The sequence below is a fragment of the Streptomyces sp. NPDC008125 genome, assembly GCF_042957125.1.
In the GTDB taxonomy this organism is placed as follows: domain Bacteria; phylum Actinomycetota; class Actinomycetes; order Streptomycetales; family Streptomycetaceae; genus Streptomyces.
In genome coordinates this window covers 151,380-163,176 of record NZ_JBIBHR010000016.1, presented here as the reverse complement: position 1 = coordinate 163,176, position 11,797 = coordinate 151,380, and the positions used below count along the sequence as shown (strand labels likewise).

Below are 11,797 nucleotides of genomic sequence, written 5' to 3'. Positions count from 1 at the left end.
CTTTACCAGAAATCGGGCAGGCGGTAGCGGAAGGTGTTGGTCCGGTGCCAGTAGTGGTTGCCGTCGACCCAAGCCGCGACGCCCCGCAGGAAGCGCTGCACTTGGGGAGCGGGGCAGGCCTCGGCCAGGGCCGCGGCCTCCGCCTCGAAGTCGTGCATGAGGTCGTTGTGGACCTCGACCGCCTTCAGATAGGCGTCCCGCTCGGAGAGCCCCTCGCGTTCGGAGATCACCACCGGCAGGTTCAAGTGCTGGCCGGGGGAGTCGAGTTCCTTCATGTAGGAGTACAGATCGTTCACGATGGTCGTCGCGTTCCCGGCGAGCGCGATGACCTTCTGCATGTCGGCGCGGGCGTGCAGGTCCGCCGGAAGTTCGTAGCCGCCGACGGTGTCGGTGATCGTCGGGCAAGGGCGGAAGTTGTTGAACTGGCGCATGGCCAGGTACTCCCACACCTCCGGTACGCGGCCTTCCTGGGACCAGGCCGCTTCGGCGAGGTACCCCAGGTGCAGCCGGGCCATGTCGTGCCGGAGCCGGTCCGCCTGGGAGGCACCCGCCGCCTGTACGAAGTACTCCATGGCGGAGCGGTAGGCACGCCGGGGTGCGTCCGCACGGAGCGACTCGGCCCACTGCGGCTGGTACTCCGCGGTCGTGTACAGGGGATCGAGGGCGGTGTGCGCCAGCAGAAGGCGTTCGCCGAGACCGATGGGCGAGCCGCCGTGGTCCTCGCAGTAGCAGTCGTCCACCGCGTTCTCGGCCACCATCAGGCGGGTGGCGAGCATCAGGTGGTCGACGGTGGGCGCGTCCGGATGGCAGGCGACCATGTACCGGCCGACGGAGAAGCCGTCGAACTCCTCCTCCCAGTCGTCGGGGAACAGGCTGACCTCGTCGACCGCCCAGTCCTTGATCCGACGGCTGACCTCCTCCACCCGTACTGGATCGGGCTCCGGCACCGGGTGGTGGTAGAGCCCTGGGACGGGCGTGCCCTCCGCAGTGTCCACGGCCGCCTCCCCCAACGTTTCTGCAGGTGAGGGCAGAGGTGACGGCAGGGACGCCGGCAAGGGGGAGGACAGCGACGGAGGCGTCGGCGGTGCTTCCCGCAGGACCAGGCGGAGCCCTGCCGTGCCCAGGCCGCTGGGGCCGCGCAGGAGGCGCTCCAGGCCCGCGTCCGGCGTCGGCGCTTCGGCCTCCACGAGGTCGAGGGAGGTGGCCGGTGCGGGTACGGCGATCGCGGCCGGATGGCCGGGCGCGGGGGCCGCAGGCAGGTCGGGGACGAGGACCGCCGCAGGCAGCCCGGGCACGGACACGGCGTCGGGCGGTCCGCCGGTGGCTGCCTTGACGTCGTGGGCGCGGGCCGCAGCGGCGGCGAGTACGTGCGCCCCGTAACGGGCGGCGGCCTCTGGCAGGCTCGACCGCGGTGGTGGCAGCTCGGGCGCTGGCATCCATGGCTCCTTGATGGGATGAGCGGCTCTCCGAAAGCCCGCCGGGGCACGCGCGGGCGCCCCGGCGGTTCCATGAGGGTGTCGCACCGGGCCCCTTGGATCAGGGCCTCTTCGGGCAGGGCCCCTTTGAGGCTGCGGCCCCTTTCAGGCAGGGTCCGCTGCGGGACGGACCTACCTGGGCCAGTGGGCGATCTGTACGTTCTCCAGCACGCCGACCGCGTCCGGCACGAGGATCGCGGCGGAGTAGTACGTACTGACGAGGTAAGACGTGATCGCCTTCTCGTCGAGGCCCATGAAGCGGACCGACAGGCCCGGTTCGTACTCGTCCGGCAGCCCGGTCTGGTGCAGGCCGATGACACCCTGGTTCGCCTCGCCGGTACGCATGCAGAGGATCGAGCTGGTCTTCTCCGGCGTGACGGGGATCTTGTTGCAGGGGAGGATCGGGACTCCGCGCCAGGCAGGCACCTGCTGGCCGCCGAGATCGACGTGGTCCGGATAGATCCCCCGCGCGTTGAACCCGCGCCCGATCGCCGCGATCGTCCGGGGATGCGCGAGGAAGAACTTGGAACCGCGGCGACGGCAGAGCAGCTCGTCCAGGTCGTCCGGGGTCGGCGGCCCGGAGTGCGGCTGGAGTCGCTGCTTGAAGTCGGCGTTGTGGAGCAGGCCGAACTCCCGGTTGTTGATCAGCTCGTGTTCCTGACGTTCCCTCAATGCCTCAATAGTGAGCCTGAGTTGTTCCTTGGTCTGGTTCATCGGGCCGTTGTAGAGGTCGGCGACCCTGGTGTGAACCCGCAGAATGGTCTGGGCGACCGAGAGTTCGTACTCGCGGGGCTTCAACTCGTAGTCCACGAAGGCGCCGGGCAGCTCCTGCTCGCCGACGTGACCGGCCGACATCGCGATCTCCGCCTCGCCGCGATGGTTCTGCTGCCGGCCCGAGAGCGACGAGAACGCCTCGACGTGGGAGCGGAGTTCCGGCGCACCGGAGGCCACGGCTGCGAAGTCGGCGCGCGACAGGGTGAGCAGCGTGCCCGAGGTCTCGGCGGTGGCGGTCTGCTCCCACCGGGCGTCCTCGTCCAGCAGGGCGTGCTCACCGAACCGGTCGCCGTCGGCGAGGACGTCCAGATCCACCTCGTCGCCGTAACTGCCCACGGAAGTCTGGTTGACGCGGCCGTGGGCGATCAGGTGGATCCGGTCCGCCGGCGCCCCCCGCTCGACCAGCGTCTCACCGGCACGGAAGTCGCGCTGCACGCAGCGGTCCGCGAGAGCGGTCAGCACCTCCACGTCGTCGAAGCCGCGCAGCAGCGCCAGTTCACCGAGCTCCCGGGGGATCACCCGGACGTCGGCGCCGTCCTGGACGAAGTCGATGGTCCCGTCGCCGACGGTGTAGGACAGACGACGGTTCACCCGGTACGCCCCGCCCTGGGTCTCCACCCAGGGAAGCATGCGCAGCAGCCAACGGGAGGTGATCTCCTGCATCTGCGGGGCGGACTTGGCCGTGTGGGCGAGGTTGCGGGCAGCCGCCGTGCCCAGGCTGGACTGCCGGGGCAGCTCCAGTTGCTCGTCCGGGCTGGAGTCAACAGTCATCGTGCACGCTCTCCGGGGTCAGGGCGGTGACGCGGGCATACGGACGCCACCGGGCAACTGGAGGAAAAGGGGTTATGTGAACGGAAACCCGTCCAGACGTCGAGGACACTAACGGCCGCTCCGCCTCCCGGACCAAGGGAAGACGCTGACATTAACTCGATACGATGATCGCGGGCCGCAAGATGTTTGTACGGGCGCCGAGCGGTTTCGGCCGCGAGGGGTCCCGACGGGGCGGCTGGAGGGACGCGCCCGGCCGTGCGGGGGTGCAGGCTCCCGCCTTTGCTCCGACTCGTCGTTCCTCGCCCCGTCGTCCCTCGCCCCGTCGTCCCTCGCCCTGCCTTCCACTCCCGTCGGCAGACGCCGGGTCGCATCCCGTTCCGCGCCTACCGGTCGGCCGTGAAGCGGCCCAGCAGGCCCGCTCCCGGCGGCCGAGGAGAACCGCACCACACGGAACGAGTTCCACTGCGTCGCCTGCGGCCACACCGCGCACGCGGATGTCGTAGGAGCCACCGATGCTCTCCGGGCCGGGCTGGTCCGTCACGACGCCGACACGGCGTAGTGAGAAGCCCCCCATATACGAGGGGGAGGAGTCGCCCTCACCCTCCGGCGTGTGCGGGACGCCGTCCGAGCCGTCGTGCGCTTTGATCGGTGGACCAGAGGCTGCGGGGCAGCCTCGGCGGGGCGGGGCAGGAATCGTCGATGGAGCACCCGGCATGACTGAGGAAGAACCCACCGCCGCCCACTGGCTGTTCGGCGATCAGCTCGGCCCCCACTTCGCCGACCCTGCGCGGGGCGGACCGCACCGGGGCGTGCCGCTGGTGATGATCGAGGCCCGGAGCGTCTTCCGTCGCAGACGCTTCCACCGCGCCAAGGCCCATCTGATCCTCTCGGCGATGCGCCACCGGGCCGCCGAGCTCGGGGACCGGGTGCGGTACGTCAAGGCGGACACCTATCGCCAGGGCCTGCGCGAGGCCGTGGGGGACGGCCCGGTGACGGTGCACCACCCCACCTCCCACACCGCGCGCGCCTTCGTGGACGCGCTGCCCGCCGTCCGCGTGCTGCCGGCGCGCGGCTTCCTCGTGGGGCACGACGAGTTCAGGAAGTGGGCGGACGGCCGGGGGACGGAGCGTCTGCGCCAGGAGGACTTCTACCGGTGGGTCCGCCGTGGGCACGAGCTGCTGATGGAGGGCGACCGGCCGGCCGGAGGCCGGTGGAACCTGGACCACGACAACCGGCAGCCCCCACCGCGCGGCGCGACCGGACTGGGCGTTCCGGCGCCCTACCGGCCCCGGGAGAGCGACATCGACGCCGAGGTACGCTCCGACCTCGACCGTTGGGAGCGCGACGGGGACATCGCGTTCGTCGGTGAGGACGCGCCCCGCAGGTTTCCGGCCACCCGCCGCGAAGCCCTCGCGGCGCTCCGCCGCTTCGTCGAGCACCGGCTCGCCACGTTCGGCGCGTACGAGGACGCGATGCTGGCCGGGGACGCGACGATGAGCCACAGCCTGCTCTCCTCGTCGCTCAACCTCGGCCTGCTGGACCCCGCGGAGTGCGTCGAACGGGCCGAGGCCCGGTGGCGGTCGGGCGACGTGCCGCTCAACAGCGCCGAGGGCTTCGTCCGGCAGATCGCCGGGTGGCGCGAGTTCGTCTGGCACGTCTACTGGTACTTCGGCCCGGGCTACCGGGAGAGCAACGCCCTGCACCACGGGGGCCGGCTGCCCGACTGGTTCACCGAGCTGTCCCCGGAGGGCACCGGCGCGAACTGCGTCGGCCACGTCCTGGACCAGGTCAGGGAGACCGGCTGGACCCACCACATCCCGCGCCTGATGATCCTGGGCAGCCTCGCCCTCCAACGCGGCTGGGACCCCCGGGCCGTCACCGACTGGTTCCACCGCAGCTTCGTCGACGGTTACGACTGGGTCATGGTCCCGAACGTGGTGGGGATGTCGCAGTACGCCGACGGGGGCCGTATGACCACCAAGCCGTACACCTCCGGGGGTGCCTACATCGACCGCATGAGCGACCTCTGCGGGACCTGCCGCTACAAGCCCTCCGTACGGGTCGGCGAGGACGCCTGCCCCTTCACCGCCGGGTACTGGAACCTGCTGCACCGCCACCGCGACCGGTTCGAGCACAACGCGCGGATGAGCAGGGCAGTGCGGGGGCTGGACCGGCTCACCGATCTCGACGCGCTGCTGGAGCAGGAGCGCCACCGCCGGGACTGAGGGGCCCCACGGACACGCCCCACCCTCGCAGGGGCCCCGTCAGTCACTCACCGCTCTTCCTTTCCGGTTTCCGGATATTCCCCTGGCACGGGCGGGGACCATTTTCGCTTCCCCGCGTGGCTGTTTCCGGCTTCTTCCGCTGCTTCAGGCCGAGGCTGCCGACCGGCAGCCTCGACGGCGATCCATGGCCGAAAGACGTTCCTTGCGGCCCTGATGGCCTCAAGATAACCTCCCGTTTCGTTCCGCCCGCCGATGATCCGGTGGGAGTTCGAACTCGGTCGCCCGTGCTCGGAAGGATGCTGTTCCGCCGGCGGAGGAAGAGGTCGTCCGGTCCGTGATCCGGTGCCGTCCCGACTGATCCACAGTGAGAAATCGAAAAGAAATGCACTCGACCTCCGGAACGAGGGGACGGTACATCTTGCGATCATCTTCCGGGATCGACGAAACGGAATCCGCCGGGGAGGCGCACTCCGAACCGGTGGAATACGGCGATGTCATCGAGGCGCGGAAGAGCTTCGAGGAGCTCGGCTACCTCGTGCTTCCCGGCTTCCTGCCCCCCGCGCTCGTGGACCGCCTGGTGCCCGAGGTGGACCGGTGGATGGACGAGGGGCTGCGTGCCCGGTCCATCGCCTGCAGCACCGGTACGGCGGCGGGCGCCCACCCGCCCGTGCTGGAACTCGAACTGCCCGCCCACGGCGAACTGCTCGTCCACCCGCCGCTGATGAGCCTGCTGACCGAGGTCATGGGCGGTCCGTTCGTCCACCACCACATGCACAGCCAGCGGCAGGGAGCCGGCGACACCGGCAAGCCGTGGCACCACGACAACGAGCCCAACGACCTCGGCGACAGGTCGCTGGTGATGGTTCACGCCCTGCACTACCTGGGCGGACTGAACGAGACGATGGGCAGCCTCGCGGTGCTGCCCGGATCGCACCACGAGGAATCGGCGAAGGACTTCCGTGCCGGACTCGGCACGGCCGAGCAGCCGGGGGAGGAGGTGATCGACCGCCTGCCGCGTGGATCCACGGTCCTGATCAACTCGGCCGTCTTCCACGCCCGTCGCCCCGCCCCGTCCCCCGTGACCGGACAGGACCGGTACTTCGTCGACGCCTCCTACTGCCGCACCGGCGCCCGGTGGAGGCCCGTGAAGCCGTACTGGCGGTACATGCTCGCCCGGGCCGAAGAGCTCGGCCTCGGTGGCGGGCAGTGGCCGGAGCTATTCTCCGAGCGGCATTTCACCGAATTCCAAGAGGTGGTGGGACGATGACGGCCGAAAGGGGTTCTCTCGTGCGCGCCGCGGAATCCGTCACGTTCTCGGAAGTGCTGACCGTGTACGGAAAGGACCATCCGGCCGACCGGTCGCACGCGTCCAACACCAATGCGGACGGCGAGAGGAACCTGCACCGGGCCCATGCTCTGCTCGGTTCCTGGTACCGGGTCGAACTCGGCCGCGCCGATATTCTCGATGTCGTTCTGCCCTGGCACCTCGGAGAATCAGGACGACGAGAACTGGTACCCCGCACGGGTCTGACGGTCGCCCAGGCCGCGGAGATCATCCGTGCCGATCCGGATGCGTATGCCAGAGCCAATCCCGTCTGCGCCACGAAACTCGACCGATTCGCCCGCGCGCCCATGACGCCCGTCTATCTGAGCACCCGGCCGGTGGACCACGCGGACTATGCCGGTCTCCGCACCCGGGAGGGGCTGATCCATCTCGACGGTCTGCACCGCATGCTCGGGTGGGAGGTGGCGGGGAGACTGCGCCGCGAGGCGTCCGTGGAAGTCTTCCTCGCCGACTTCCCCCGCCGGTCGCACGACGGCGCCACCCCCCGCGGCGCGGGGGAGGCCGCATGACGGCCCTCACCACGTCCGGGCTCGCCCGGCCCATACCCGTCGAACCACCCGCGGAACGCGGGGACGCGCCCCCGGACCGGGCGACCCTGACCGGACCGCTCCGGCCGGCCGAGCAGACCTGCCCCCACCGCCCCGCCGTCACCGACCACACCCGCGCGATCACCTACGCCGAACCGGGAGCCGCGGCCCGCCGGGCCGCCACCGGGCTACGGCGCGCCGGCATCGGCCCCGGACACCGAGTGGCGGTCCTCGGCCCGCGCGACGCGGTGCGGCTCCCCGGTCGGCGGGCGCCACGTCACCGCCGCATCCAGCCCACCAGTTCGTCGTGGGGAACCTACGGCCACCCGACCGAACTGTGCGACACCAGGACGTTCGAAGCCGCACCCGACCGGCCCGAGGGCAGGCATCCGGAGGCGGTCCGGCCGGCCGCCTCCCGGGACAGGCTGACGGACCGGAACGTCCGCACGGACTCCGACCGGCTGGGGGTCCGGTTCGCTCCGCCGGCCTGTCAGTGGTGGGACTCCGCCCTGGCCCGGGCCACCGGGACGGGCCTCCTGCCCCCGCTGCCCTCCGGCCGCTGACCTCCGCCGCACTCCGGCCGTTTCCACCGGCGCACGCCCACCACCCCCTCAAGGCCCGCGCCACCACCACTCGCCCCACCACCGCCGAATCCACGAGGTGAACCATGTCCCGGCTGTCGCCCGTACTGAAGCAGGCCACCCCCGTCACCGCCGTCCGAGGAGAAGGGCTGTACCTCTTCGACGCGGAGGGCCGCCGCCATCTCGACTTCACCGCGGGCGTCGGCGTCACCAGCACCGGCCACTGCCATCCCCGCGTCGTCGAGGCCGTCCGCGAACAGGCCGGACGTCTGATCCACGGCCAGTACACGACCGTTCTGCACGAACCGCTGCTGACCCTCACCGAACGCCTGGGCGAGGTACTGCCCGAGGGACTGGACAGCCTCTTCTACGTCAACTCCGGCAGCGAGGCCGTCGAAGCGGCGCTGCGCCTCGCACGCCAGGCCACCGGCCGCCCCAACGCGGTCGTCTTCGACGGGGGATTCCACGGCCGGACCATGGGCGCCGCCGCGCTGACCACGGCCGGCAGCCGCTTCCGGGCCTGCTCCGGCCCGCTGATCCCGGGGGTCGCGGTCGCGCCCTTCCCGCACGCCTTCGAACTCGGCATGGAGGAGCCGGCCGCGGTGGAGTACGCCCTGCGGGGCCTCGACCGGGTGCTGGCCACGACCAGCGCCCCCGAGGAGACCGCCGCGTTCGTCGTGGAACCGGTGCTGGGCGAGGGCGGTTACGTCCCCGCGCCCGACGGGTTCCTGGCCGGTCTGCGCGAACGCGCCGACCGGCACGGCATCCTCCTCGTCCTCGACGAGGTGCAGAGCGGATTCGGCCGGACCGGCCGGTTCTGGGCGCACGCGTACGAGACCGGGGCCGCGACCCCCGACATCCTGGTGACGGCCAAAGGCCTGGCCAGCGGCTTCCCCCTCTCGGCGATCGCCGCACGGGCCGAGCTGATGGGCCGCGCCCGCCCCGGCTCGCAGGGCGGCACCTACGGCGGGAACGCCGTGGCCTGCGCCGCCGCCCTGGCGACCCTCGACGTGATCCGCGACGAGGGACTGGTCGCCAACGCGGCCGAGCAGGGCCTCAGGCTCGCCGACGGGCTGCGCGAGGTCGCGGACCGGAACCCCGCCGTCGCCGACGTCCGGGGGCGCGGGCTGATGCTGGGCAGTGAATTCCGCCGCCCCGACGGCTCCCCGGACCCGGACACCGCACGCCTCGCCCAGCAGACCGCCGCCGAACTCGGCCTGTTACTGCTGACCTGCGGCGTCTGGGGCAACACGGTCCGCATGATTCCCGCTCTCACCGTCACCGCCGACCAGATCGACGAGGCCCTCACCCTCTGGTCGAAGGCCGTCGCCACCGCCGTGCACGACTGAGCGCACCCGCCGCCCGCACCGGTACGAGCCGCACCGGACGCGGGACCAGGTCGTTACGCGTACAGCAACGAGAAGGGACCCCGATGGACACCAGCTCGCGCGACAACGCGCCGACGCCCCCGCTCCCGTCCTCGCTCTCCTGGGACACCGACCGGCTCAGGGCCGGACGCGACCTGTGGTGCCTCGCCCCGGGCGACCAGGACAGCGACCGCCTCTGGGCGGCCGCCGGCCGGCCGGGGGACGAACCCGATCCGGTCTGGGAGGCCTTGCGCTCCCGGGTGCGTACCGGTCTCGACGTCTTCGGCTTCGCCCACGTACGCCGGTTCTTCCCCGCCGAGCCCGCCGCGGACCTCGTCCAGGAGAAGGAAGTCACCGAGCGGGCCGCGCGTCTCGTCCGCGACTTCGGAGCGATCGTGCCGCAGAACGGCGACGGCGACCTCACCCAGGTGCTCCGGCGCCGCCCGGGGGACCCGGAGGAGATCGGCTTCCACTGCGACACCTGCGACTTCCTCGTACTGCTCTGCCTGCGCCCCGCCGCCGAGGGCGGCGCCACCCGCGTCGCGGGCGCCCAGCACATCCATGACGTGCTCGCCGCCGAGCGCCCCGACGTGCTCGCCCTCCTCGGGGAGAAGTGGTACTTCGACCGGGCCGGCCGCGCGGGCGCCCCCCTCGTCCACACCCCGATCCTCACCACCGCACCGGACGGGCCGGCCACCTGCTACTACCAGTCCCGTACGGTCAGGGCGTCCGCCGGACACGGCGGGCGGCCCCCGCTCGACGCCGCCCGCGTCGAGGCGCTGGACGTCCTCGACGAGGTCCTCAACCGCCCGGAGACGGCACACCCGGTCATGCTGGCCTCCGGAGACCTGCTGATCATCCGCAACAGCCGGGTCATGCACGGCCGTTCACCGTTCACCGACGCCCCCGAGCCGCTGCACCGCAGGGTCCTCCGGCTGTGGCTGGACGAGGAGACGGCATGAGCGGCGTCGCCGTCGTCACCGGTGCCGGAAGCGGGCTCGGCCGCGCCGCCGCCCTGGCGCTGCTCGGCGACGGCTGGACCGTCGCCCTGGCCGGCCGGCGCCCCGAGGCGCTGGAGGGAACCGCCGCGCTGTCACCGGCCGGACCCGGCCGCACTCTCGCCGTGCCCACCGACATCACCCGCCCCGACGAGGTGGCTGCCCTGTTCCGCGCCACCACCGACCGGTACGGCAGAGTGGACCTCCTCTTCAACAACGCCGGAGCCCCCGCGCCGCGCGTCCCCGTGACCGAAGTGGAGACCGACGACTGGAACCGCGTCCTCGGCACGATCGTCACCGGCACGTTCCTCTGCTCGCGGGAGGCCTTCCGCGTCATGTCCGAGCAGGACCCGCAGGGCGGCCGGATCATCAACAACGGCGCCCCGTCCGCGCACGCGCCCCGCCCCCACTCCGTCGCCTACACCGCCGCCAAGCACGCGGTTCTCGGGCTGACCCGTGCGCTCTCCCTCGACGGCCGCGCCCACGGCATCGCCTGCGGGCAGATCGACGTCGGCAACGTGGCGCCCACCGACGGCGCCCCGCAACCGGCGGCACGCCAGGCGGACGGCAGCACGGCCGTGGAGGCGACCCTGCCCGTCTCCCACTTCACCGACGCGCTCCTGCTGATGGCCTCCCTGCCCGTCACCACCAACGTGCAGTCCCTCACCGTGCTGCCCACCACGATGCCCTTCGTCGGACGCGGCTGACCCCGCGACCGGCCCCGCCCTCGTACCACGGCCCCGCTCCACCGACCGGAAGAGGCGAACATGCTCGGCGAGACCGCCCGAACCTGGCTGCGACGATGGGACGAACAGCAGGAGCGCTACAGCCCGGACCGGGAGGAGCGCTTCCAGGTCATCATCGACGTCGTCGCCCTGTCCCTGGAACGGGCCGGCACCACCTCACCGCCCCGCCTGGTCGACCTGGGCTGCGGCACCGGCTCCCTCGCCGTCCGCCTGGCGGGCGCCTTCCCCGACGCCGACACGGTCGGAGTCGACGGCGACCCGCTCCTTCTCGGCCTCGGTGAGGAAGCGGTCTCCGGTACGCGGGTACGGCTCCTGGAGCGCGACCTCACCGCACCCGGCTGGGCCGACGAGATCGGCCCGGCCGGTACCTGGCAGGCGGCCGTGTCCTCCACCGCTCTCCACTGGCTCGCCCCGGACGAACTCGTCACGCTCTACCGCTCCCTGGCCGAACGGCTGCGTCCCGGAGGGGTCTTCGTGGACGCGGACATCCGTCCCCCCGCCGCCGACCCCTACATGTTCGAACTCGGCCGCCACATCCGCGCCCGCCGCGGCCGGCGCACCGGCCGTCGCGGCCGCGAGGAGTGGGCGGAGTGGTGGAAGGTCTTCCTGTCCGCCCCCGAACTCGCCGCCCTCGCCGAGGCGCGGGCCCGCTCCCCGATCGCCCGCCGCACCTTCAACGAACCCCACGGCCTGACGGCCGCCGACCACGTCGGCCTGCTGCGCGACGCCGGGTTCTCCACCGCGGCCACCATCTGGCAGTGCGGCGACGACAGCGTCCTGGTCGCGGTCCGCTGACCTCACAACCGCTGCCCCGCCGGAAGCGGGCGGTCAGGTCACGCCGGAACGACGTCCTGTCCGCCTGCTGCCGCGGGGCCTTCCCGGCCCACCGGACCGCGTACGGCATCGCCGGCCCCGAGCGGGTAGCCCCGGGCTCCGGACGGTCGAGGTACTGGTGCGCCTCTCGTCGTCTCGGGAAACGGGTCGGGGT

The 11,797-nt window shown here is 72.0% G+C and carries 10 protein-coding genes; 8 read left to right on the top strand and 2 right to left on the bottom strand.

Features of this window, described 5'->3' with window-relative positions; genetic code table 11:
* Positions 1-2: 2 nt before the first annotated feature.
* Both ACFZAX_RS25885 and ACFZAX_RS25880 read right to left on the bottom strand, forming a co-directional pair.
* Positions 3-1,436, bottom strand: a complete 1,434-nt coding sequence (locus ACFZAX_RS25885) for a family 2 encapsulin nanocompartment cargo protein terpene cyclase (RefSeq protein WP_390964588.1) — start codon at positions 1,434-1,436, stop codon at positions 3-5.
* Positions 1,437-1,607: 171 nt separating this feature from the next.
* Positions 1,608-3,020 carry a family 2B encapsulin nanocompartment shell protein gene (locus ACFZAX_RS25880; protein WP_390964586.1) on the bottom strand — a complete coding sequence of 471 codons (1,413 nt, stop codon included), beginning with the start codon at positions 3,018-3,020 and terminating at the stop codon, positions 1,608-1,610.
* 713 nt (positions 3,021-3,733) lie between these two features.
* Between ACFZAX_RS25880 and ACFZAX_RS25875 the strand changes: the two genes are divergently transcribed.
* The 8 genes from ACFZAX_RS25875 (at position 3,734) to ACFZAX_RS25840 (ending at position 11,604) form a co-directional block, all read left to right on the top strand.
* Entirely contained in the window at positions 3,734-5,245 is a 1,512-nt protein-coding gene (locus tag ACFZAX_RS25875) for a cryptochrome/photolyase family protein (RefSeq protein ID WP_390964584.1), read from the top strand.
* A 418-nt stretch (positions 5,246-5,663) separates the two neighbouring features.
* Positions 5,664-6,512 carry a phytanoyl-CoA dioxygenase family protein gene (locus tag ACFZAX_RS25870; RefSeq protein ID WP_390964582.1) on the top strand — a complete coding sequence of 283 codons (849 nt, stop codon included), beginning with the start codon at positions 5,664-5,666 and terminating at the stop codon, positions 6,510-6,512.
* Positions 6,513-6,532: 20 nt separating this feature from the next.
* Positions 6,533-7,099 carry a DUF6309 family protein gene (locus ACFZAX_RS25865; protein WP_390964580.1) on the top strand — a complete coding sequence of 189 codons (567 nt, stop codon included), beginning with the start codon at positions 6,533-6,535 and terminating at the stop codon, positions 7,097-7,099.
* On the top strand, positions 7,096-7,680 hold the full coding sequence (locus ACFZAX_RS25860; protein ID WP_390964578.1) for an AMP-binding protein: 585 nt from the start codon (positions 7,096-7,098) through the stop codon (positions 7,678-7,680). Before ACFZAX_RS25865 ends, ACFZAX_RS25860 begins: the two co-directional genes overlap by 4 nt.
* A gap of 104 nt (positions 7,681-7,784) precedes the next feature.
* Positions 7,785-9,047, top strand: coding sequence for an aminotransferase class III-fold pyridoxal phosphate-dependent enzyme (locus ACFZAX_RS25855; RefSeq protein WP_390964576.1), 1,263 nt, complete (start codon positions 7,785-7,787; stop codon positions 9,045-9,047).
* 83 nt (positions 9,048-9,130) lie between these two features.
* Positions 9,131-10,027 carry a TauD/TfdA family dioxygenase gene (locus tag ACFZAX_RS25850; RefSeq protein ID WP_390964574.1) on the top strand — a complete coding sequence of 299 codons (897 nt, stop codon included), beginning with the start codon at positions 9,131-9,133 and terminating at the stop codon, positions 10,025-10,027.
* Positions 10,024-10,770 carry an SDR family NAD(P)-dependent oxidoreductase gene (locus ACFZAX_RS25845; protein WP_390964572.1) on the top strand — a complete coding sequence of 249 codons (747 nt, stop codon included), beginning with the start codon at positions 10,024-10,026 and terminating at the stop codon, positions 10,768-10,770. Before ACFZAX_RS25850 ends, ACFZAX_RS25845 begins: the two co-directional genes overlap by 4 nt.
* A 60-nt stretch (positions 10,771-10,830) precedes the next feature.
* On the top strand, positions 10,831-11,604 hold the full coding sequence (locus ACFZAX_RS25840) for a methyltransferase domain-containing protein (protein WP_390964570.1): 774 nt from the start codon (positions 10,831-10,833) through the stop codon (positions 11,602-11,604).
* The last annotated feature ends 193 nt before the right edge of the window (positions 11,605-11,797 follow it).

Excerpts from the sequence above, each read along its gene's own strand:
- ACFZAX_RS25850 (WP_390964574.1), top strand. The coding sequence starts at position 9,131 with ATGGACACCAGCTCGCGCGACAACGCGCCGACGCCCCCGCTCCCGTCC.
- ACFZAX_RS25875 (WP_390964584.1), top strand. The coding sequence starts at position 3,734 with ATGACTGAGGAAGAACCCACCGCCGCCCACTGGCTGTTCGGCGATCAG.
- ACFZAX_RS25885 (WP_390964588.1), bottom strand. The coding sequence starts at position 1,436 with ATGCCAGCGCCCGAGCTGCCACCACCGCGGTCGAGCCTGCCAGAGGCC.
- ACFZAX_RS25880 (WP_390964586.1), bottom strand. The coding sequence starts at position 3,020 with ATGACTGTTGACTCCAGCCCGGACGAGCAACTGGAGCTGCCCCGGCAG.
- ACFZAX_RS25840 (WP_390964570.1), top strand. The coding sequence starts at position 10,831 with ATGCTCGGCGAGACCGCCCGAACCTGGCTGCGACGATGGGACGAACAG.
- ACFZAX_RS25855 (WP_390964576.1), top strand. The coding sequence starts at position 7,785 with ATGTCCCGGCTGTCGCCCGTACTGAAGCAGGCCACCCCCGTCACCGCC.
- ACFZAX_RS25860 (WP_390964578.1), top strand. The coding sequence starts at position 7,096 with ATGACGGCCCTCACCACGTCCGGGCTCGCCCGGCCCATACCCGTCGAA.
- ACFZAX_RS25845 (WP_390964572.1), top strand. The coding sequence starts at position 10,024 with ATGAGCGGCGTCGCCGTCGTCACCGGTGCCGGAAGCGGGCTCGGCCGC.